The sequence below is a fragment of the Dyadobacter sp. SG02 genome, from assembly GCF_900109045.1.
GTDB lineage: Bacteria > Bacteroidota > Bacteroidia > Cytophagales > Spirosomataceae > Dyadobacter.
This window is the reverse complement of record NZ_FNYL01000008.1, coordinates 263,946-287,725: the sequence shown is the minus strand read 5'-3', so window position 1 is coordinate 287,725 and position 23,780 is coordinate 263,946. Positions and strand designations below refer to the sequence as shown.

Annotated in this window: 14 protein-coding genes and 1 pseudogene; 9 read left to right on the top strand and 6 right to left on the bottom strand. The window is 48.6% G+C overall.

The features are described 5' to 3' along the window. Nucleotide 1 precedes the first annotated feature (1 nt). The 7 genes from BMW93_RS20370 to BMW93_RS20345 all read left to right on the top strand — a co-directional run bounded on the left by BMW93_RS20370 (nucleotide 2) and on the right by BMW93_RS20345 (nucleotide 8,292). Nucleotides 2–712 carry a 2-phosphosulfolactate phosphatase gene (locus BMW93_RS20370; protein ID WP_090380551.1) on the top strand — a complete coding sequence of 237 codons (711 nt, stop codon included), beginning with the start codon at nucleotides 2–4 and terminating at the stop codon, nucleotides 710–712. A 21-nt stretch (nucleotides 713–733) separates the two neighbouring features. Beyond that, nucleotides 734–2,728 carry a hypothetical protein gene (locus BMW93_RS20365; protein ID WP_090380548.1) on the top strand — a complete coding sequence of 665 codons (1,995 nt, stop codon included), beginning with the start codon at nucleotides 734–736 and terminating at the stop codon, nucleotides 2,726–2,728. Between the two features lie 39 nt (nucleotides 2,729–2,767). Next, entirely contained in the window at nucleotides 2,768–4,564 is a 1,797-nt protein-coding gene (locus tag BMW93_RS20360) for a T9SS type A sorting domain-containing protein (protein WP_229240613.1), read from the top strand. Between the two features lie 48 nt (nucleotides 4,565–4,612). After that, complete coding sequence (locus tag BMW93_RS20355) at nucleotides 4,613–5,266, top strand: uridine kinase (protein ID WP_090380808.1); 654 nt, start codon at nucleotides 4,613–4,615, stop codon at nucleotides 5,264–5,266. 20 nt (nucleotides 5,267–5,286) lie between these two features. Continuing rightward, nucleotides 5,287–6,006, top strand: a complete 720-nt coding sequence (locus tag BMW93_RS20350; protein WP_090380543.1) for a hypothetical protein — start codon at nucleotides 5,287–5,289, stop codon at nucleotides 6,004–6,006. Nucleotides 6,007–6,141: 135 nt separating this feature from the next. Further along, on the top strand, nucleotides 6,142–6,297 hold the full coding sequence (locus tag BMW93_RS35215) for a lasso RiPP family leader peptide-containing protein (RefSeq protein ID WP_143061684.1): 156 nt from the start codon (nucleotides 6,142–6,144) through the stop codon (nucleotides 6,295–6,297). Between the two features lie 33 nt (nucleotides 6,298–6,330). Then, nucleotides 6,331–8,292, top strand: coding sequence for an asparagine synthetase B family protein (locus tag BMW93_RS20345; RefSeq protein ID WP_143061683.1), 1,962 nt, complete (start codon nucleotides 6,331–6,333; stop codon nucleotides 8,290–8,292). Nucleotides 8,293–8,331: 39 nt separating this feature from the next. Here BMW93_RS20345 and BMW93_RS20340 read toward each other — a convergent pair whose 3' ends face one another. Together BMW93_RS20340 and BMW93_RS20335 are read right to left on the bottom strand one after the other, a co-directional pair. Next, nucleotides 8,332–11,523, bottom strand: coding sequence for a C25 family cysteine peptidase (locus BMW93_RS20340; protein ID WP_177194140.1), 3,192 nt, complete (start codon nucleotides 11,521–11,523; stop codon nucleotides 8,332–8,334). Between the two features lie 168 nt (nucleotides 11,524–11,691). After that, nucleotides 11,692–14,673: a C25 family cysteine peptidase gene (locus BMW93_RS20335; RefSeq protein ID WP_090380534.1), complete on the bottom strand. Its 2,982-nt coding sequence runs from the start codon at nucleotides 14,671–14,673 to the stop codon at nucleotides 11,692–11,694. 334 nt (nucleotides 14,674–15,007) lie between these two features. Between BMW93_RS20335 and BMW93_RS20330 the strand changes: the two genes are divergently transcribed. Together BMW93_RS20330 and BMW93_RS20325 are read left to right on the top strand one after the other, a co-directional pair. Beyond that, complete coding sequence (locus tag BMW93_RS20330; protein ID WP_090380531.1) at nucleotides 15,008–15,586, top strand: collagen-like protein; 579 nt, start codon at nucleotides 15,008–15,010, stop codon at nucleotides 15,584–15,586. A 246-nt stretch (nucleotides 15,587–15,832) separates the two neighbouring features. After that, nucleotides 15,833–17,365: pseudogene (locus BMW93_RS20325) on the top strand (malate:quinone oxidoreductase); the annotation flags it as partial. A gap of 52 nt (nucleotides 17,366–17,417) precedes the next feature. Here BMW93_RS20325 and BMW93_RS20320 read toward each other — a convergent pair. The 4 genes from BMW93_RS20320 to BMW93_RS20305 all read right to left on the bottom strand — a co-directional run bounded on the left by BMW93_RS20320 (nucleotide 17,418) and on the right by BMW93_RS20305 (nucleotide 23,778). Next, nucleotides 17,418–18,008, bottom strand: coding sequence for a Uma2 family endonuclease (locus BMW93_RS20320; RefSeq protein ID WP_090380525.1), 591 nt, complete (start codon nucleotides 18,006–18,008; stop codon nucleotides 17,418–17,420). Nucleotides 18,009–18,115: 107 nt separating this feature from the next. Continuing rightward, a complete protein-coding gene (locus tag BMW93_RS20315) occupies nucleotides 18,116–18,961 on the bottom strand; it encodes a sugar phosphate isomerase/epimerase (protein WP_090380522.1) in 846 nt (281 codons plus the stop codon). Between the two features lie 6 nt (nucleotides 18,962–18,967). Beyond that, nucleotides 18,968–20,140, bottom strand: a complete 1,173-nt coding sequence (locus tag BMW93_RS20310) for a VCBS repeat-containing protein (RefSeq protein ID WP_229240612.1) — start codon at nucleotides 20,138–20,140, stop codon at nucleotides 18,968–18,970. 68 nt (nucleotides 20,141–20,208) lie between these two features. Then, a complete protein-coding gene (locus BMW93_RS20305; RefSeq protein ID WP_090380516.1) occupies nucleotides 20,209–23,778 on the bottom strand; it encodes a PVC-type heme-binding CxxCH protein in 3,570 nt (1,189 codons plus the stop codon). Nucleotides 23,779–23,780: the final 2 nt, after the last annotated feature.

The window sequence follows — 23,780 nt, the reverse complement described above, 5'->3', positions numbered from 1 at the left end:
TATGAAACAACTTGACGTTTGTCTTACCCCCGATTTACTTCATCTGCACAAACTCGATAATTCAATAGTGGTGGTGGCCGATGTTTTCAGGGCCACTTCTTGTATGGTAACAGGCCTGGCTTACGGTGTGAAGAGCATTACACCGGTGGCCAGCGTAGAAGAATGTAAATTTTTGCAAGACAAAGGATACATAGCCGCTGCCGAACGCGACGCGCGGAAAGTAGAAGGTTTCGACCTCGACAATTCGCCATTCAGCTACATGCACGAAAGCCTGATCGGCGCACAGATAGCCATGACGACTACGAATGGTACATTGTCCATTTCGAAAGCGAAATCGTCGGCTGTAAAGGTCATGATCGGTTCGTTCCTCAACCTGGGCGCATTGGCTAATCACCTCAAAACCGAGCCTTACGACGTGCTGGTGCTATGCGCAGGCTGGAAAGGCCGTCCTAATCTCGAAGATACCTTGTTTGCGGGCGCATTGGCCGAGGCATTGAAAGATCAATTTATGTTGCTCGAAGACGGAACCCTGATGGCGCAGCGTTTATACCTCCAAAGCCGCGACAACCTGCTGGCGAGCGTATCCAACTCGTCGCACGTAAGGCGTCTGCAACGCCTGGGCATCCAAAAAGACATTTCCTACTGCCTGCAAACCGACCTGTATGACGTAGTTCCCGTCCTCAGAGGCAGCACGCTCGTTTCCATGAATTAATATTTACTCAAACTCAATTGCATGTTCCGATTCGTCTTCGTCATTTTTCTAGGGTTACTTCTGATGACTGGCCAGGCTGAGGCCCAGCGCAGGACTTCTCCTCCAAGAAAACAGCTCATTACCCCTAAGAAAAAGGCCCCGGTACCGGCCAAACCACAGGCAGTTGCTGTAAAAGACACGACAAAGACGCAGGTTGCGGACACAACGGGGGCCGCCCCCTCTGTGGCAGTTCCCAATGTGGCAGTTCCCACTGCGGCAGACACTACTATGCCTAGTGGGATTTCAGCCACCGGCGACACGCTCACGGAAGCAGCAAATGAGGCCAGGCTGCCCGTAGAAAAAGCCGATAGCATTCATTCGTACAAAATTACGATCGAAGATATTTCATACCTGGCAGTTTGCCCCGGCACCAATGTTACCATCCCATTCAAAACGGAGGGGCCGTTCGACGAAGACAATACATTTATCGCGCATATCATCGACGCGACGGGTAAATCGGTACCCATCTCACTTCCTGTGAAGAAAAGCCCGTTGAAAGCCGTGATACCTTCCTATAAAGTGGGCGGCGAAGTATATCGCATTCAGATTATCTCTTCCATTCCTGTGATCAAAAGCCAGGAAGTTCCATTAAGGTTACTACAAGCACCCGCCGCGAAGATCGACCTGATCGACGGCACACAAACCGTGCGCATTATGCCAGGGCAGGAGGCGCACCTGCGCGTGAACCTTACGGGGGCTGCACCCTGGTCGTTCCGGCTTTCGGACAGCACAACAGTATTGCAGACGCTCTCAAACCCGCATTATATTACGGTTAAACCCACGGATGTGAAAGCTTACCGCGTGACGGGCGTTTCCAATGCCTGCGGGAGTGGTAGTACTTCAGGTGAGGCGATTGTGAATGTGAACAATAACCCTGAGCCTAAACTGGAACTGAAAGAGATCGAAAAAATCGCAAAACTTTGCGCGGGCGTTCCGTTCCAGGTGCCTTTCAATGCAACCGGCAAGTATAAGGAAGGAAACAAATTCGTCGTTCAAATCGCCGAACGCAGCGGCGGCGCATTCAAAAGCATTTCAACACCCGATTCAAGCGGCTACATCACCACGCAGATTCCCGACAGTTACAAGCCCGGGGAATATCGCCTGCGTGTGACTTCCACCGCACCTTACCTTGTAAGCCAAACCACCAACATTTCGATCCTTTCACCTACCGTAGCAACCCTGCAAAAGGACTCGTTGAGATTGGGCGAAAACGAATCCGGTCAGCTTACGGTGAAGTTTACCGGCGGAGGGCCGTGGTTTGTGCTGCTATCGGACGGGACTTACGAGAACAATATCCAGGAGTCGCCTCATAAGATCAAGGTAAAACCATTTTATGATACTAATTACCAGATCAGCTCTGCGGGTGGTCTTTGTGGTGTAGGTAAGTTCTCTGGCTCGGCGAAAGTCACTGTAAAAGCTCCGCCGGCCAGCATTACGCTTGATAAATTACCACAGAATATGGTCTGCGCCGGTTCTACCATTGATATTCCTTACAAAACAGAAGGCCGCTATAATCCGAATAATAAATTTACGGTCCAGATGACCGACAAATCAGGTCGGTTTGTAACGCTACCCACCACGGTAACGCCTACCGCTATGCAGGTAAAAATCGCAGCAGCGGCACCGGGTGATACGAGCAAAATTCAGAAAATCCGCATCGTTTCCTCTTCCCCGGCGGTTTCCAGCGCTATTGAAGAACTGGAAGTAATCGCGCCCGATAAGGCCGTTGCAGAAGTGTCCGGACGCGGTACGGTTTCGGCAGGACGCTCGACCCGCATTCAATTAAGATTCAAAAACGGTCTCCCGCCATGGTCCTTCACGCTTTCCGACGGCACGACGATCAACGGTACATTCCTTAACCCGTACCTGATTTCCGTATCACCTGCCTCTACGACCGAGTACACCATCAGCTCACTGAAAAGTGGATGCGGCACCGGTACCGGGCGTGGCTCGGCCGTCGTGACGGTAGAAAACTAGCATTCAGCCATGTGTAAAGGGAGGATATTGTTTTTCTTAATGGCTGCCGTATTCGGCCCTTTACGCATTCTCGGGCAGGTTTTGCCGCTGGGACAATGGCAGAGCCATTTCAATTATCTCTCTGCCAGGCAAGTTGTCGACGCAGGTTCCAAAGTGTACTGCGCCTCTTACAATGGCCTTTTTTCCGTAAACACAGCAAATGGAGAGACCAAAACCCTCTCCAAAGCCAACGGCCTTAGCCAGACCGGCATTAGCGCCATGGGTTACCTGCCGGAGACCAAACTCCTGCTGCTTGCATACCGGAACGGTACCATCGATTTCGTATACCTGAATGAACAAGCCGAGCCCGACCAGATCGAAACCTGGGACCTTTTGAACCAAACGCAGGGATTGCCTGCCGATAAAGCGATCCGGCGCATTGTTTTCAGGGAAAATCTGGCCTACATCGCCACCGGGTTCGGAGTGCTCGTTTTGGATACCCAACTTCGGCAGGTGGAAGAAACCTATCGCTACATTGGGCCGAACGGCACGCAAGTAACAGTAAGCGATCTTACATTTTCGGGAGATTCTCTCTTCGTCTTGACTTCCCAGGGCACATTGGCCACTTCCATGCGCGATGATGTGAACAGGCAGTACTTCGCAAACTGGAAGGCGATCACCAGCCCGGGTAGCATTTCAAGCATCGCGTTCTTTTCCGGTACGGTTCATGCTGCTGTTTTGGGAAAAGGTATTTCTAAATATGAAAATGGAATCTGGAAATTCGTCTATACCTCCAATAGTCCCGCATTACGCATTCTCGACACGGGTGATTTGCTGACATTGACGACCGGCAATTCAATTCTCACGCTCGATCCACTTTACACGGTTCAGACTTTTACCAACCCGCTCCTCGGAAGCGTCCGATCAGGTATTCGAAAGGAATCGAAATTATTCTGGATCGCCGATCCGAAAAATGGGTTAGTCACCAATCAGTTTTCAATTTTCAAACAGGTTTCACCTGCACAGGGAGACACTACCATTTCGCCACGCCCTGACTCGACGATCACCGATCTCAACGGTCTCGCATGGACGCGCCTGCCTGAGACGCTCGGTGGCGGCATTATGGTGAGCAATGCGGATGGTTCGCGAAAAAAGGTGCTTTCCACATCGGTAGGCACAGGTACATTACCGGCGTCAAAGATAAACAGCCTCGCGCTCGATCAGGACGGGTATGTATGGTTCGCCAGTGCGAAAGGGGTAGGCTACTTCATACCGGATGGTGTTCTGGAAGCAACCCGCGTGGATGCGATATTGCCTATTTATGGTCAACGAAAACTTTTCAACAACGAAGAATGCACCGCTTTGGCTATCGAACCAGGTAACCGCAAGTGGATCGGCACCCGAACGGGACTTTACCTTTTCAATGCTGATGGTACAGAGCTGATCAGGAAATTTACATCCGCCGACAGTCCGCTTCCTTCGGATGTGATCAGCGCGCTTCGCTTTGAGGTAGAAACCGGCCTGCTTTTCGTAGACACGCCCGCAGGCATGGTTTCCTACCAGAGCGATGCCAAAGCGCCTGCCGAAAGCTTGAACCGTATTACCATTTTCCCCAACCCTATCCGGCCGGGCTATTCCGGGAATGTCGGCATCAGCGGTCTGACCGGCCAATCGACCGTCAAAATCACCGACCTCGCGGGCAGGCTCGTGTTCGAAACGCGTTCGGAAGGCGGCCTCGCCTCGTGGAACCTGAACGACTATACGGGGCGTCGGGCACGGGCCGGAGTGTATATTGTATTCGTCGTGTCGGCTGATGGCACCGGGCAGCAGGCGGGTAAATTGGCAATTATCAATTAAAATCATAAATTAATCAGGCGTTCGAACTAAGTGGACCAGCAGACTAATATGACGTCGAATCAGGAACAAGCACCATATATTGTGGGTATCACCGGTGGCAGCGCGTCGGGGAAGACCTATTTCATGAAAAACCTTATCGACGCGTTCAGTAAGGACGATGTCACGCGCATTTCTCAGGACAATTACTACCGCCCGATCCACGAAATCCCACGCGACGAAAACGGCGTGGAAAATTTCGACTTACCCGAGACGATAGATCATCACCTTTTTGCTGAACATATCGCCGTGCTCAGGGCCGGCCGTTCCGTTCAGCAAAAGGAGTATACATTCAATAATCCGCTTATCAAACCTGAGATACTGCATTTCGAACCGCGGCCCATTATTATTGTTGAAGGCATTTTTGTTTTCTATTTCCCTGAAATCGCCCGGCTTATCGATTTAAAAATTTTTGTAGATGCCAAGGAGCACGTTAAAATAAAACGACGGATTATTCGTGATAATAACGAGCGCGGCTACGACCTCGACGACGTCCTGTACCGTTGGGAGCACCATGTGGCGCCGACTTACGATAAGTTCATCCTGCCCTTGCGCGCAGAGGCAGATATGATCATCAACAACAACTCCCGGTTCGATACAGGTTTGCAGGTGCTGATCGGGTTTTTGAAGGGTAAGCTGCAAGAACAATACAAACATTCATCATAGTCATCAAATTAATCGAGTTAATGAAGAATTCTTTACTGACGATTGGGCGGAATTTCACTAAACACATCACTATCCTGGCGATTGCTTCAATTGCTTTTTCGGCTTGCGACGACGACAATACCGACCCTGTTGATCCCTATAATTACTATCCGCTCGAAATCGGCCACTATGTCGTGTACGACGTTAATCAGGAAGTGTACTCCGCGGGCCAGTCTGCGCCGGTGATAACCAAATGGCAGGAAAAGGACGAAGTCGACAAGATCGTTTCGGACTCGGCCGGGATCGTAACTTACATTGTTGCCAGATCGACCCGTAATTCAGCGGCCGACTATTGGCAAAAGGCGAAAGAATATGCAGTTCACAAATATCCCGACAAGATCTTGACGAATATCGATAACCAGCTGTTCCAGTCGCTGATATTTCCGATCGATTCGCGCACTACGTGGAACGGTAATGCCTACAACAACCTCGACAAACAGGATTACTACTACGAACCGGGAATCAAATCCACCAAAATCGGCGAGCATTCCTTCGACAAGGTGCTGACGGTCGTTGAGCGCAAAGACACGTCCATCATCAATAAATATGTAACTATCAAGGAGTACGGACTTGGCGTAGGCCTTCTCAGCGAAGACCAGACTACCTTTGAATTTTGCCAAAAAGACGATTGCATCGGACTGGGGCAAATTGAATCGGGAAGTCACAAAACACGCAAAATCATAGAATTTGGCACTCGGTAATTGTTCAAATACGACAGGTACAATCAGTTAAAACTTGATTTTTTCATATTCGTTTTGAATAATGCTTGCAAATTCAATTTATCTGCCTAAATTTACGACGGATACTGGTATTAATCATTCATTAACCGATAAACAATGAAAACATTGACATCGCACTCTACACAGACAAAAAAGTCTTACCGCAAGCCGGTTTTGGTACAACACGGAAACGTTAGAAACCTTACCAAAGGAAAGCAAGGCAGCCTTCAGGATCTTGATCCAGCTGATTTCAAATTCTCGACAGAAGGTTGATATTCAGCAAGGCGGCTGGTAGTTTGATATATTTTGAAGCAAAAACTACAAGGATACCTTTCATATACTCGCTCAGCAAATATTGAACTGAGTGATAAATTTGAAGAATCGGTAGAGCTTGAAAACGGGTATATCGGCCAAAATGGCTTCCATAAGTGTTCTTACTTTTCCTATTTAATCCAAATAGAGAAAGAATCTTCAGAGCCAGAATTTCTAAGTAATTTATCACTTAGAAATTCTGGCTCTTTTTTAGGTAGTCTCGAAGAGCTCGACAATTCCAATGTTATGCTCTCGGTCGGCGCCGGTTACAATGCTACTCTGAGGAAACTTATACTGTTTCGGTCAATCTTCGGTAACCTACCACTTTTCTACATCCATATCCCACACCGCTTTGTTCTGTTTTCAACAAGCCTATCCGGGATAATCAGCCACAAGCTTGTTCGGGAGCAATATTTGAATCTGGATTTAAAACGAATTCAAACGCACCTGGATGTCGGGCAAACCGAAACGTTGACACATTCGGTGAACACTTTTTACTCCTTCATCAAGCTCGTCCCCCCCGGTCATATCGTGGAGTTTAATGAGTCGAGCGTCAAAATTGAAAAGCTTACAACTTTCCGCCTATCGAGGTGGGATAATGTATTAAAAACTACGCATGACGTCACCGACGCATTCTTCTCACTTTTCAAACAGGCCGTTGAACTAAGCGCGGGATCAACCAGCAGTACTCCGATTGCGACCCATTTGAGTGGTGGGCTCGATTCTTCTTCGGTTAGCGCTATGCTAAGATACATTCAGCCTGACCGGGTCCTTCACACCATTCACAATAAGTCAAAATTCGCGGACTCCGATGAAAGTGCGTATGCCATCGCCGTTTCAGACAAGATAAACTCAGTCCACCACGAAGTATATCAATCGGAAGAGGATTTTGAATTGATTCGTTTACTTACCGCCGCGCATGGGCAGCCCATTGCAACAAAAATGCCGCCCACATTGATTACAAGCATGCTTCTGTATGCCAAGGACCGGGGTTGTGAAGTATTGCTTTCCGGAAGTGGCGGCGATTCAATTGTCGGGAGCGGGTTCGAAATTTTCCAACATGCCTTTGAAACGCGCGATTGGGCTCTTTTGGAAAACTTGCTGGAAAAGCGGGCTCCTTATTTTTCCTATTCGCATATGTACAGTGACTGGGATAATCTTTCTTCTGAAAAGAAGGTGGATCTTGTGAAGCAATTCTACTTCTACAACAGAGTTGTGCGGCAAAAACACAAGGGAGTTTCTCAGGTGGTCAAAACTTACCTGGATTTAGCCAGGAACACCGACCTTTCTCATTCTTATTTTTTGAAACGTGCGTGGACCAGCTTAATGAACCGTGCGAATAAGCCCAGCGTTTCAGGCACGCTCAACATTGCGGCCCACGATCTCATCGAAGCAAGCAATAGTAAGCAACAGCCGTCATTCAACTATCCTGCATCCCTTGCAGACAGCCTCGGCAGCACAGCTGCTAATTTGTTCACGGATGTGTTCAATCCCACAATAAACCGCTCCCAGGAAGGCTTTTTTGACTTAGGAAATCATATTGGCATAAGCAGCAGGTCTCCGTTACAAAACAAAGCGCTCCTGGAATTATGCATGGCGGTGCCCGACACCGTGAAGTACGGTAATGGCCTCGGACGCGAGCATTTCCGAAACAGCATGAGACATTTATTGCCGGAGGTAGTTGTAAACCGACCCGGCAAGGCTACATTAACCTCCGCTTATGGGCAGGAAATAACTTTCCGCCTGTGGAATCAGGCAAAAGAAGAATTCATGGAATCGACCAATATCTGGTCGTTTATTGACAGGAAGAAATTTTTAGGCGAAATAGCCATTCTTGAAAATGAGCAAATTCCCTACACTCAAAAATCAAATACCTGGTGCCACGTTACCCGCGCAGTAACGCTTCATACCTGGCTGGAATGGATGAGCTCCTCCGGATACCCGATAAGCTATTAAGGGTACCAGGAGACATCCGAAAGTGTTGCCCAACCTGCGTTATCTTACGATTACTACTCTGCCCGTTTTTTCGAACTCAGCTGTGGAGCTCTGGCCTTCAATAAATACCTTGTAGATATAAATACCCGGAGTCAGATTGCTTACGGGCAGATACCACTCAAATCGCTCTGTTCTGGGAATGGTGACTTTGCTTTCGAAAACCACATTACCGCGGGCGTCGTAAATCAGATTCCTCGCTTTACCGCCGCTATTTCCAAATGTCCCCAACTTAGCTTCCATTCGCAGGTATGAAGATGTCGGATTAGGGCTCGATGTCACTTCAATACTTTCGGAGCCAACTTCCTGTATCTCGAAAAAGATATGGTAAGGTTCGCTGTAAGTGTTACCGGCTACATCTTTTCCATTCACCAGCAATTCGTATTTACCAGCGGGCAAATTGGCCGAAAGGTAATTGAACTGGATCGAATGTGTGTTAATCGAATCCAGGCTGACATTCGTCAACTTATAACTTACTTTGACAAACTTGCAGCTTTCGTCCTGGCAGGGGCGCAGGAGGACTTCAATCAGGCTGGTGTCACGCAGTACCAACCTGTCATCTTCCAGGTACACGCGTATCCGGGGATTCGGCGCGATTACTTCATTGTTTTCCAGATTGCGCTCATTGAACGTCACATGGATAACCGGCGGCACAATGTCCTTGATGGCCGTCGAAGGATACACCGTCAATCCCTCAGCAACATCCCAGTCAATAGGCAATTCCGCAATATTATTTTTGCGGCTTATTTCGATCAAAGTGCTCTGCGGATCGATTACAACCTGAATAGAACGTATCGACTTATTCGTTTCGAATTTTACTTCAAGCGTGTCTGAAAATGCAAACGATGGAACCGATTCCGTTTTCGTTACCGTTCCGTCTCTTCCAACATAGTTAATCTGTACCGGAACCAATTCGCCCTTTTTATATCTTCCGTGGTTAGTCATCGCAACTTTTAATTGCAAATTTGCCGAATTACCAATCGTCTTATTTGCCGACTCCGAGTAAATGGAAATGCTTTCCTGCGGGTCAACTGCATAATCCGGATTTTCAACAGTGACGAGCCTCAGCGCAGGGTCGCCTTGCAGGATCGACTGGTGGATATTCGCAACCGCATAAGTGCCTTTATCTTCCGCGAGAATGTCTTTTGCAACTGCTATCTGAATTTTTCCAATGGTTTGACCGAATGTGGCAGGAGCGACAAACATACTATTGTAAAGTCGCTCGAGATATTTTTCGGACGGACTTACAAAGCTTTCAAACGAATTCGCAATAATGGCGATCGATCCCCTTTTTGCTGCCAGTAACCAGTCCATCGATAGCGAGTAACGGTCGTTAGTATTAGGTGCGGGGTTAAAGCGGCCGCTGAATATGTTGCCCACCCCGCAACCGTTGAAGTACATCATCGGATACCTCAGATTGTTGGCATATGCCCTTACTTCATCCGTCGCATATCCCATATCGAGGTCGGTAACGGTTACAGATCCGTGACCGAAATAGGTGATCAGCCCAACACCTGCATTAACTTCCGGTGTAATATTCACTTTTTCAACCTCGCCGATCCCTTGCTGCTTGGAAAACGGGGTTACTTTTCCTCCGATTATCCCGTCAGTTACGTAAGGGACAAGGTCTTTCAGCATATCTCTCAATTGGCTGATTTCGCTGGCAGTTTTACCTCCATTCAAATGCAAAACCTTTTTACGCCAGGCCACATCGCCAAAACTGTTCGATTCATATTCTTTGACCTTCTGAAGATAGTCGTTTATAGTCGCATTGGTAACTGCGGGAATACGTCCCAGTGGCAGTGAAGGCACATTGCTTGCAGCACCACCGAGTCCTTCTACGAGTAACACGTCCGATCCCGGATACCCTACCGTGGGCACTTCGTCGGGAAGCTCACGTTTCATACGCTCGTTGTGCGTGATGGACTTTCCTATCAACAGCATGTATTTATCCTTGGAGCCTTGCGACAAAAGATAGTCTGTAAACCGCCGAATGCCCACCGGGCTGGGCTCACCGTAATTGAATTGGTCGTAAATGTCCTTAATATTGACCACAACCGGTTTGTAGCTACCGCCGGCGGCGGATGCACGGTAGTTTGCGTACGTCTGCGCGCCTTCCAGCAAGTTTTCACTGGTAACAATTACATAATTGGCAGGACTTAAATCATATTTTTTGAATTTCAGAGACAGAATATTTGCGGCGGCTACGGTAACCACCTCATTGCTGACCAGCAAATTCGAAGATCTTCCGGATTCCCGTGTAAGTGTAAAGTCGGTTAGTGCGCTTTGAACTACAACAGGGACATCCACATTACTGATGTCAAGAATTTTCGCATCAGCGGGAGCATTTTTAAGAGAGAGCCTGGCCTGCGCGCCAGCCGTTGCGGGGATCGTAAAATTGAAGGATTTTACCCCGGCCATATTCAAGTCTCGGGGATAGTTTATCGCGAAATAATCCAGTGAAAACCGATCCAGGGGATCCGTTGCCACCGATTTGAGCCCCAATGTAGCCTTGCCGTCCGAATCAACGTCATCCTCCCCGATATCGAAGCTATATTCCGTGGCATCAAATCCTGCGTTTGCAGGACTTCCGGTCAGGCGCAAAGTTTGCTCGGTTTTCCCTACGTAAACTTCCAACTTCCTGACGTTATTACTCCGCCCGTGAAAGAGCAACTTCACAGTGGTTTTTGCGCCCGATTTAGGCACTCTGCCCGTAAGCGTAAATGGGAACAACGTCAATTTATTTCCCAGCGTCGTCTTGCCCGTTTTGCTCGCCGAAAATTCGAAAAAGCTATTATAGAAGCCTGGACGAATCGGGCTTTCCGTGCTCATCGAATACTCTTGCTGATACACATTCAAGTTTGTTCCGACAACCGATGCAAGAGGCTGGATTTCTGATTTCGAAGTCTGGATTTTGGCTCTTGAACCAGCCACATCGCCATTTACAAGAAAGTATGCACTCTTATCCGAATACATACTGAAGTACGGATTCTTACGCGAGCTCATAGGCCGGTAGAACAGCGAATCAGTAGCGCCATCGTTGGGCACGGCATAAAAAAGGACTTCACTATTTGCCGTGCTAATGATCGAAACCTGCTTTCCACGATGCCAAAGCTGAATCTTATCGGGCTCCTTCACCGAAAAATCGGCAGGTAAAGAACCAAAGGGAATCCGGTGGATTCCCTTTTGGCTCACATAAATCTTAACATAGTTTTTATCGTACGAAATCCAGCTGTTTGAATAGGGTGCCCCCCATTGGGCGAAGACTTGCGCAGTACCGAAAATCTGAACTGCTAAAAAAAATAAAACTAATCGTAAACCAATGCGAGACATACCTATTCAATTTATAATGCTGACCTTCTATTACTTTTTAAATATCTTTTTCAGATAAACGTCGTCATTCTCTGTCACAATTTTCAAGATATATCCACCGCTGGTAAGTCCCTGAACATTGACTTTATTCCCCTTACGATCTTTCTGGTAAGTGTTACCTTTTTGATCGAGAATGTCCCAGCTTTTAATACCTACCGGGATATTTACCTGGATATTAATCCAGTCGGTCGCAGGGTTTGGCGAAACTACCAACGCCGAGGTGCCTTCTCTGGTAACGGAAACAATTCTTGAGAATGTAGCCTTTCCTTCAATTACATTTCCATTCTCAACTACCGTACGGTCTACTTGTTTCAGGCGGTAGTAGTTGACGCCCGCCAGCGGACTAGCATCAATAAATGCATAAGAACTCAGCGCGTCGCTGTCGCCTTTGCCTTCTACCTGTCCGATCACTTCGAAATTTTTGGCGTTGTAGCTTCTTTCGATAACGAAGTGACTGTTATTTCTTTCAGAAGCTGTCTCCCACGTCAGCTGAATTCTGCTGTTATCGATAGCCTTGGCATCAAACGATACGAGGCTTACAGGCAATGGATCTTCGTTAATCAGAATACGAAGTGCGGGGTCTCCTTGCAGAATGACCTGATGAACGTTCGCGCGGTCTGCTTGATAAACAGCTGCGATACGCGCGTTGTCACCCAAGTTGTAATTATATCCTTTGGTGGTTTTTGTTTCCAGTGCCACCTCTTTCAGTATTTGCCCGATCGTTCCACGGTCAGCATCCTTCTCGCCGAAGATTTTGGGATAGAGTCTATCCAGATATTCATTCGAGGTCGATGCATAGGCATCCCAGTCATTACCAAACACTACGATCGCACCTCCTTTGGGAGCCAGAAGCCAGTCTAGTGACAGTGGTCTTTTTCCTGAGGAACCTGGTACGGTACCAGTGAAAGGGTTGAATCTGTTACTGAAAATGTTATTCACACCACATCCGTTATAGAACAGAACGGGATATTTGCCATTGTTAGTATACGCTTTTCCTGGATCGGTTGCATAGCCAAAATCGTAGTCGGTATTGTCCACGTTTCCGTGACCGAAATAAGTAACCATCCCAACTCCCTGAACATTCGTATAGGGTGCTGGGGCCGTGCCCGTTAACCACGGCGCGATCGTGGTGGTGATAGTGCTATTAACCTCTTGTGTCTTTGGCCTGTTGATCGTATCCCCCGAAAACGGCGCATTGATAATAGGACCGCTGATAGACGAAAGGTAATTGTAAAACTGCCCTACTTCCCCTGGTGCTTTTCCTCCATTGATGTGCAGGACGTTTTTTCGCCAGTCAAGATCTTTTTGCTCTTCATAGGTTTTGATCTTGTCGAGATAATCCACCACCTGCTGATCGCTGATTGCCGAAATGCGTCCAACCGGGATTACAGGCACGTCGTCCGGAGCACCTCCAAGACCGTCTGTCAGCAATATATCGGAACCTGGAAAGCCCACTGTTGGAACCTCGTCCGGCATTTCGCGCGTGGTCCGCTCGTAATAGGTAATCGATTTACCGAGCAGTAACAAGTATTTGTCCGTATTACCATCTGAAACCATTAAGTCTACGAAACGACGGATCGCTACCGGACTTGGCTCGCCGTAGTTGAACTGATTATAGATATCTTTAATCTTAATGACCAGCGGCTTGTATTTTTTGCCTGGCGATTGTGTTTGCCGGTAAGTTGCGTAAGTCGCTGCCGAACCTGCAAGCGTTTCGTTCGTAATGATCAGATAATCATACTGCGCCGGATTGAGATCCTGGAAACTCACAGCAGTAGCCGCAACGGTTGTTGATTCGTTGGTTACAAGCATTTTCATGCTATTGCCATTTCTTGAAAACATCAGGTTGCCGGCAGTTCCATTGATAATGCGTGGGTGGTCGGCGTCGGAAACATCAAGGAATTTCAAAGTACCTGCGGGCTGGTTCTGAATGGCAATGCGTGTATTGGCCGAAGAGGCAGGAAAATTAAACTCGTATGAGTTCAGGCCTTGCATGTCGATATTCTGGTCGTATGTTACGGAGTAGTACGAGACAGAGATACCGTCCGTTGCGCCACCGGTATTTTTAATTCCCAAATAGCCTACACCGTTCAATACATCACCGTCCTGTAATGATGCGGTGGGAAAATCTGCATCGAGATACCCTATCACGTTGGTCGTTCCGAGCGAGCGCATAGAAGCATCCGCCTTACTCTTTCCTGCAAAAATTTCGACCGTGCTGTTCGCGCTGAACTGGTACCCGCGGCCTTTCAAATGCACATTTAATTGCGGTGCATCCGTTCCGAATTTCGATTTAATTTGAAAGGTAAAGTCTTCGCCAGCTGCGGGATAACTGTTGGTAAAAATCGCGGGCTTGGGGTTGACATATTTGATTGTATTGTTATTTGGCAGCCTCGTACCTGTTCCCTGTTTCCCTTCCTCAAAGTAGGCGTTCATAGTCGTCGGCCTGCTTGGGTACGACGTCATGTGCGAGTACTCGATAGTGAATTCTTTGAAATAGGTAAATTTATGAGATTCCTGTAATGGTACACCCCCATCCGGCGCCAGGTTCTCCGAGACAGTTGCCGTCCTCGGCGTCGAATCAAATGTCAGGAAGTAGGCACTTTCATCCGAATAAAGACTGAAATACGGGTTTTTCCGGGTCGTAGGGAATCTATACAGCCAAGCGTCGCTAGCTCCATCGTTGGCTACGCCGTAAAATTCAATTTCCGTGTTGCTTGCACTTACCAGCGATACCTCGACACCCCTGTGATAAAGGTGGAGAAGGGTTGGTTTATTCTGAAAGTTAGCCGGTAACGCCACCTTGAATACGCCGCTTTTGGACACCCCGATACGCAGCCAGGATTGCCCATACTTTCCGTCCAGCCAATCGTTTCCGTAGGTCCCGCTCCACGGTGTCTGCGCACCGGCAATAAAACCGAACAGGACAGAGGAGGCGATAAATAATAGAATCGTAAATTTTCTCGTGCTCATAGAACCTTCTTTAGTTAAACTTTCTTTTTGCGTGTATTTAATAACATTACTTTATTTCAATACTTTACGATGGTAAAAATATACCAAGATGATCAAATAGTAACAAATATACTATTCAGTAGCAGGAAAATTAATTATTGCCTGGCTAACTTTTTGATTACGCAAAATATCTTCCAGACAACACAACCTCAAAGACTTTCACTGGCACGATTTTTGAACTTTTTCGACTTCAAATGTCATCCATTGCATCCAATAAGCCTGCTTTCCTTTGCTATTGGATGAAATGGTGTTTTATTTGCTGAAAAACTAACGTTCTAACTTAACTTAAACAGCTATGATTAAAAAGCTCACTTTTATCGCATGGATTGCATTAGTCGGATTGATAACCAGTTGCGACGGCGACAAAGGAGATGTAGGGCCAGCGGGGCCTGCCGGACCAAAAGGTGAAACAGGGGCACCAGGGAAAGACGGGGTTAACGGCGAAGATGGAGTTGGAGCAAAGGAAATTGTGGCTGGGGCCGTAAAAACTACCAAAGGTGGATATACCCTTGGAAAAGCAAATTTGACGCAGGCCGACACTGCCATGGTCAACAAAAGCGTAGTGGTACTTTTTATCAAAAGCAAAGACCTTTGGTGGGCGCAGCCTGGCAAAGTCGAGTTTGCTGATAACCAATGGACCCAGTTTAATTTCGTTACCTTATTGAGAGGAACCACGCTATTTGTGGATATTCGTCCAGTAGCATGGTCGGAGCAGCAGGAGACAGCGCCTGAAAGAGATTTGCAGGGCATAAGAGCGGTAATCATTCCAGCTGAAAAGCTCAGACTAAACGCAGAGGTCGACCTCACAAACTACGATGAAGTTGTTTCCAAATTGGGAATCAAAGAATCGGATATTCTTGAAGCGGATATTTAATTCCTCTCCAACTACAAATTTGATAGCGGCCTCGAGCCGCTTCTTTTTTGTCCATTCGCCTCATCAGGATCACAAAGTTTTGCAACAAAGAAAGTTTTAATTGCCCCCTGCCAAGAAGTTGCAAAGCGCCATAACTTTTATTTTTGAAATTATACTATTTTCGAAACAAATATTGCTGGGACTGTTGTTACCTGGCAGTGATTTGTACTTTTCCGGGCTCAGGCCCTCTTACCATATTATCTTTTTTTCGTGATGAATACCAAAAAGTCTTCAAAAACGAGCTCACCTGACGTGGTTTTGATTGGGGCAGGCATTATGAGCGCTACGCTCGGGGTTCTACTGAAAAAGCTTAATCCGTCCATTACCATTTCCGTTTTCGAACGTCTCGATCGCGTCACTGCGGAGAGCTCTGACCCGTGGAATAATGCCGGTACCGGCCATTCCGCTTTTTGTGAATTGAACTACACACCGCAGTTGGCCGACGGCTCTGTTGAAACCAAAAAGGCCGTCAAAATTGCCGAGTCTTTCGAGGTATCGAAAGAATTCTGGGCGTACCTGGTTGAAAATGGTGTGATCGACTCGCCTGATTCATTTATCCACAACATTCCCCATCTGAGTTTTGTCTGGGGTGAGGAAAACGTGGAGTATCTCCGCAAACGTTACAAAGCGCTGACAAGCCACCACTTGTTCCAGGGAATGGAATTCACCGAGGACAAGGAGACGATCGAAAGTTGGATTCCCCTGGTGATGAATGGCCGGGACGCCGATGAAAAAGTGGCGGCTACCCGCATGGAGCTTGGTACCGACGTCAATTTCGGTGCGCTGACCAAAGCTATGTTTGATTACCTGGAAAAGCAGGACGGCGTGAACCTGTACCTCAACTACGAGGTCGACGACCTGTCGCGCAAGAAAGACAATTCGTGGCTGATCGAAGTGAAGGACCGGGCTACAAAAAAAGAAAGTAAGATTAATACCCAATTCGTATTCATCGGAGCTGGTGGCGGTTCGTTGCCATTGCTCGAAAAATCGAATATCCCGGAAGGAAAAGGCTTCGGCGGTTTCCCGGTGAGCGGACAATGGCTGGTATGCAACAAGCCGGAAATCATTGAAAAACACCAGGCAAAAGTATATGGTAAGGCTTCCGTAGGATCACCACCGATGTCGGTACCTCACTTGGATACCCGCATTATCGACGGTAAAAAGGCATTGCTGTTCGGGCCTTATGCAGGGTTTTCGACCAAGTTTTTGAAAAACGGCTCCTACCTGGATCTTCCGCTTTCCATTAAGCTGAACAACATCAAACCAATGCTGGCTGCGGGATTGCACAACATTCCGCTAACCAAATATCTGATCGACCAGGTTAGACAATCGCCACAGGACCGTCTGGAAGCCCTGAAAGATTACTTCCCGGAAGCGAAACTCGAAGACTGGGACCTCGAGACGGCGGGTCAGCGTGTGCAGGTGATCAAAAAAGATAAGAAAGCAGGCGGTGTGCTCGAATTCGGTACCGAAATGGTAACAGCAGCGGACGGTTCGCTGGCCGCACTGCTGGGTGCTTCCCCGGGCGCTTCTACCGCCGTGTCGATTATGCTGGAATTGATTCACAAATGCTTTGCAGAAGCCAAGTCTCCTGAATGGCAGCGCGAATTCAAGAAGATCATTCCTTCATTCGGCAAATCACTTTCGAAAGAAAAAGACCTGGCCGCCAAAACCCGCGCCTGGACTACCGATGTGCTGCATTTAAGCGCCTCGCATTTGGAAGAAGAAGTGACTGCGTGATTAAAATTCATATAATAACAACAAAGCCCCGGGGTCACCTGGGGCTTTGTTGTTACTCTGCAAATATTTCGGAAAGATTGATAACGAGATCGGGGAAAACAGCCGACTGCAACATTTGACCATTATTCTTCGGGTGCTGTCCCTTGAACTTGCCTGATTCGTCTAGCAAAAAAATATTGACGTGACCATATTCCGGATAAACCACCCAATATTCCCGCACGCCACTTTCTTCATAAACATTAAACTTTTGGTCTACTTCCCTTGACGAGTTGCCGGGAGAAAGTACTTCAATTACGAGGTCCGGCGCTCCCAGACACCCTTTATCATCCAGTTTCGAGAGATCGCTTAACACACAAATATCCGGCTGCAAGACCGTTGTGATTTCCTGATTACTCTTTTTATCCTTGATTGGCAGTCTCACATCAAATGGCGCTGAATAAGCTTTGCAGGGGTGTCCTTTAATATGGTTTCCGATTGCCACATTCAGGTTCCAAACAATATCCTGATGCCGGCGTGAAGGAGCCGGGGACATTTTATAAATATATCCCTTAATCAGTTCCAGACGCTCCTTGAATTGCCATTTCAGGTAATCTGCGTAAGTGTACTGTCGAGTGAGGTCCAATTGGTCGAAACTGGTGATCATGAGCCTGTTTGTTTTTACAATATTACCAAATCCCCATGCCTATTCCCACAACAGATGCCGAACAGCCTGTTTCGATATGCGAAGGAACGAACTGAATAATCATCTGGCTAAAACGCCAGCGACCGCAAAAACCTTAACCCCTCCACCGCGATCGCCTCGCGCGAGGGTTCTACCTGCCGCCATATGGACGCCGCTTTGGCAATGACTTTCACATCCGGCGTAAAGGATTCGATCACAATGTCGCCCTGGTAATGGATACGGTCCAATGCCGCGAAAATGCGGTCCCAATTGATCTGGTCGCCGCCTGGGGTACCACGATCGCTGCCGGAGGCGTGCAGAAGGCCCAGTCTGTTGCCTGCCTTCTGTATGGCCAGCGCCGGGTCCTTTTCTTCCAGATTCATGTGGAAAGTGTCGAGGTGTACCTGCAATGCATTGCTCCCTACCGTTTCAATCATCCGTAACGCCTGTTCGCAGGTGTTGATAAAATCGGTTTCATAGCGGTTCAATGGCTCGATAGCGAGTTTTACATCATGCGCTGCTGCATAATCTGCCAGCGCTTTCAGGTTACCCGCAACAAGCTCCCATTGTTTCCGTTTCTCGTCGTCAGGCACAAATTCCGCCCGACCTACCGATGAATAAATAGGCCCAGCCACAAGCTTGCTGCCGAGTACCGGCGCAATGCGGATCAATGCTTCAACATATTCAATGGCCGTAACCTGGTCCTTACGCGTACCGCGCAAGTCACGCCCGGGCCCGGTGGCCGCACATACGGAGCGACACTCCAGCCCGCAATCATCCAAAGCTTTCCGAACCAACACGGGATCGATATCGGCAGGATCTTCCAACGCAATCTCCACAAAATCAAAACCCCAGTTTTTAAACTGGGGAAAATAAGAGGCGCTTTCGTTCGTGAATGGTGAAGAAAACAGATACGTATTGATACCAAACTTCATCAGTGCTTACTTCCCTTTTAGCTGTGTGAAAATGCGTACGCCTTTTTTGTTGCCGGTGACGATGTCGGGTAGCCCGTCGCCATTCAGGTCTTCGACGGTAACATGCAAACCAACGCCCGAATTGTCATCAATATCGTGCCTGATCCAGGTCGGTACCTTGCCGGGTTTATATTCAAACCAGGAAACAAATGCCGGTTCGAACTCGCCCGGATCGTTTCCATTGTGGGCGAAATAGCGCTTGCCCGTAATAAAATCGGGGTGGCCGTCACCGTTCATATCTTTCAATGCCAAACCGTGCGTCTGCGAGATGGTTTTATCGATCTCATGGTGAATCCAGACGGTTTCTTTGCCTTCCTTACGCTGCTCGTGCCACCATATACCATAGTTATGCGCCGAAGCGCTAAGCACGTCGTTCAGGCCGTCGCCATTCAAATCCAGCACATACATTTGTGAGCAATCCTGCCCCAGATCGGCCGGGTGGAATTTCCAGTCCTTGTCTTTGGGATATTTGGCAGGCCCTTCCGCCGGGCCTTCCCACCAGCCGCTTCTCACAAGCACGTCTTTGCGCCCGTCGCCATTGATATCGCCATAACCTGTCCCGTGCGTGTACATATGCGTTGAGTTATTGGGATCGTTGCTGATCACATATTTCTCCCAAGTCGTCTCTCCCTTTTTGGATGGACATTTCAGCCAGATCACCTTCTTACCCGTCGGGTCATTGCAAAGCAGATCCAGCCGGCCATCCCCGTCTATATCTACTAACTGTGGGGATTCATTTCCTACCGAAGAATAAATAGTATGTACCGGCCAATGACCCGGTTTGTTCTGTGGGTTCTCGTGCCATGCGGCGGCTTTGCCCGGCCAGTCGATGCGGATAAGGTCTACCCATCCATCCTGGTTCACATCCTGGGCGAAATCCAGGAAAGAATCACTATAACTGCCGTTTACAATAAATTCCTGGGGCTTGGCGAGTTCATGTTCCTTCCAATCCGGTGCTTCAAACCAATAGGCTCCCGAGAGAATGTCCTTTTTACCATCCTTATTCACATCGCCCATCGCGGCGCCTTCGGCGATAAACCGTTTGGTCAATTCCGTCTTTTTAAATGTAACAGCTGATCCGCTCTTTCCTTTCGTCTGCGCGGCTGCATTGGTCCAGGCAAAGGCAACTATATTGATCAAACAACACCACTTCAAAACTCTTCCGGTTAACAGCATCGGATTTATGGGTTAGGATTAATACTCAAATATCATTTTACGCCCAGGAGGTAGTCGAGCAGCGCGTAAAAGTCCTTTTCAGGGATGATATTCCGGAACTGGTCGGGCATTAGCGTGTATTTGGATGCCCGGTATTCTTTCATATCGCCTCTCACCACCGAAAACTCCTGCCCTGTCATGTCCGCGAACACGATCGTTTCGCCTTCCGTCCTGCGGTACAAGCCCGTGAGGGTCTTTTCATTTTTCAATGTGATATTATAAGTACGAAATGCCTCAGTTATATTCCTGTTGGGGTCAAGGATTTTTTGGGTCAATGCCTTGTGACCCCAATTTCCGATGCCGTCGAGTTGCGGACCGACGAGCCCTCCCGAGCCCTGGATCTGGTGGCAGCCGCTGCAATTCTGCACAAAAATGACTTTTCCCGCATCCGAAAATGTGGTAGCAGGCTTGAAATTAGCGATACGTGCATCGATCAGCTTCTGGCGCTCCTCGCGCTCACTCGCACCGATGGTCAGCAATTGCCGCATTTGTGTCTGCTGCGAAGCGACCGCATTGTTGGTAAGCCGCTCCTGCACCGGCACTTCTGTCGCAATGTCCGCCCCAAGCTCTTCGTCTTTGAATGCATTCAGCAAATAGCCGATCCCTTCCGAAGTGTTAGCCAGCACCGTTGCAATGACGATTTGAAGGTTTCGCGCACCGCTGGCCAGTTGCTTTTTCAAAGTTTCGTAGACAGACGGCGATGCGGCCTGGCCCATTGCCACGGCAAGCTTCTCCCGCAAAGTCGGTAACTCCGCCGGATCATTAAATACGGCCGAAAGCACATCTACATTTCCTTTTGGATCAATGTTCATCAATGCGCCTGCCGCGGCACTTCTCACGGCATAATCCATCCATTTAGTTTGTAAAATACTTCTTAATGCAGGTTGAAGGGATTGAATGCGGTATTCGCCGGCTATTTCCGCTGCCGCAATTCGCTGCTCGGAAGTTGTCGACGGGCCTTTTTCGGGAACGGCAACAATCGCCGGTTCGAACTGCCCTATACCAACCGAGCCCGTTTGCGAACTGTCCACCGCCTCGATATAACCCATTTGCCCCGCATATGCCGCGAGATTGAACGTCGCATTCCGTATCAGTTCTTTGAACTGCATGGTCTCCACCTGGTTCACCCGATATTCCGCAACCACCTTCCCGCTGCCAGCCAGCCTTATTTTCACTGAGTTTTTAGAAACACCTTTTCGTTCCGCCCGGTTATGGACGTCGTTATCAAAAACATTCATTTTTAATGTCTCAGGAAGTTCAAACGGAACCGAATACAAGGCCGACTGCGGACCATAGCCGCCCTTTTCACTCAAAACAATACGGAATGCCGGCATTACATCCACGAGAAAATGCTCCGAAACCGTCCACGAATTCACCGGATCGGCATTTTTGGTCACCTTCCTGATTTTCCAGGTCTCGGTTTCGGCAGAAATATTATTCAAAAACTTCCCGGCCAACTGGTCACCCCAGGCCACCATTTTCGGACTTGGCGCCGTCCCGCTCTGCCGGACCCCAGTCTGAATTGTCCGGTAGAGCGAAAGCTGCTTTTCCGGTTCATTAGCAAACCTGGTATTGATCAACCCAATAGCCTTTTCGACCTGGTAAGGTGCCGCCAGCCGGCCAATGTATTCGAGATTATTTAAAAGGTCTTTGGGATCGAGCTCGTGCGTGAGCGTGTAGTCGAGCACAAACGCCGCGCCCGCAGACGAGGGGGCATCGAGCAGCGCTTTGTTAAGCAACGCGAGTTGACTGTCTGTCCACTTCATCGCCGGAACCCGCCACATTACGCTGGTATTTTTCAGGTTGTTCCGCACACCAAGCATGGCGGTATAGCGTAGATGGGTATCCTCCGCAGGTACTTTTTCATACAAATCCATAAGCAATGCCAGGTTTTCCGCCCTTGGAAAGCGCGTCAAAACTTCCGCTGCTGTCCGCTGGATAAATGGATCTGGACTTTTCAATGCTTCCGTAACCTCGCGGTAATGCGCGTCGGAAATTGTAGTGCGTTCTCCAAGAATACGAAGCGCGTGGATTTTCACGACTTGTTCATTGCCTGCCAATGCATTGCCGAGCAACCGGTCGTCGAGCGTGCCGAGGCGGTGCAAAATCCACAATGCGTGCACCTGTGAAATCGCGTCAGCATGATTTGTTAAAAGGCCTTTCACAGGTGCAATGGCTTTTTCCTTCCAGGTATCCACAAGCCGGTCAGCCACTTTGAGACGCGTATTGAGCTGCGGATGTTTCAGCCCTTCCAGCAATTGCGCGATCGTCGCTTTGGACCAATCGGTAACCGGTAGATTCTCGTGCGGCTCAGTTCCTTTATAAGTAATTTTCCAAATGCGGCCGCTCACCCGGTCGCGGCCGGGGTGATTTAATGCCACTTCATAATGCCCGATGATCCTGTTGTAAAAATCGGCGATATACAATGCACCGTCAGGCCCCACTTTAATATCCACCGGCCTGAACCACGGATCTTTGCTCACGAGAAGCGGCTCTTCCTTTTTCGAAGAGGGTGTAGAGCCATTGAACGTAACCGTATTCCGGTCGATACGGCAAGTAACCACATCACCGGTGAAGAAACTACCGCGGTATTTGGCCGGAAACTGTTTTCCCGTATAATAAATGAGCCCTGCCAGCGCGGTCGAACCGAGATCATAAACCATCATTGCCGGAGCGAAACTCAGCCCGACGGGTGCCTTCTTTCCAAAATGCGGATAGTCACCCCCAAAAATCAGCTGGGTAATGGGTTTGGTATGACAATCCACCGAATACAAATAGCCCTTCTCATCATAGGCATAACCAAACGGATTCACCCGCCCGAACGTAGTTTGCTCTACATGGCTCCCATCCATTTTCACCCGGAAAGTATTTCCGGAAGTCATCCGTATCGAATCCCCATCCGTACCCGCGACATTTGAAACATTGGAAAAACCATGGCATACATGCAGCCAGCCATCGTACCCGCGCATGAGGTTGTTCACCATCCCGTGCGTGTCTTTATGCCCGAAACCGCCCAGCAATATCTCCCGGCTATCGGCTTTCCCATCGTTATTGTTATCCTTGAAATGATACAGGTTTGGAATGCTGTACCCTATCGCGCCGTCGGCTACGGGCATAATGCCGATCGGAATGTTGAGGTGATCGTCGAAATGGGTGAAGGTATCCGCCCGGCCGTCGCCGTTTTTGTCTTCGAGGATCGTAATGCGATCGGTTCCGTCGCTTTCGCCTGCCGCCACCGGGTACTCCGACGATTGCGTGACCCACAACCGGCCGCGATCATCGAATTCCATATTCATCGGCTTGGTAATGTCGGGCTCCGATGCAAAAAGTGTTACTTCGAAACCTTCGGGCAACACAAAACTGAGGCGTTCTTCTTCCGGCGTTTGGAAACCGGTTGTCCGGATATGCTCCGCGTAAATGTCTGTCGCCGCTTTCTGAGGCGCTGTGGCAACCGTTACATTCTGGCCGGACTTTTTGGGAGGTTTGCAACTTTGAGCATGGAACAGCAGGGAGGCGGTCAGCAATGACAGACCGATTCTGAAAGTACTTCGGAATGGCAACATAC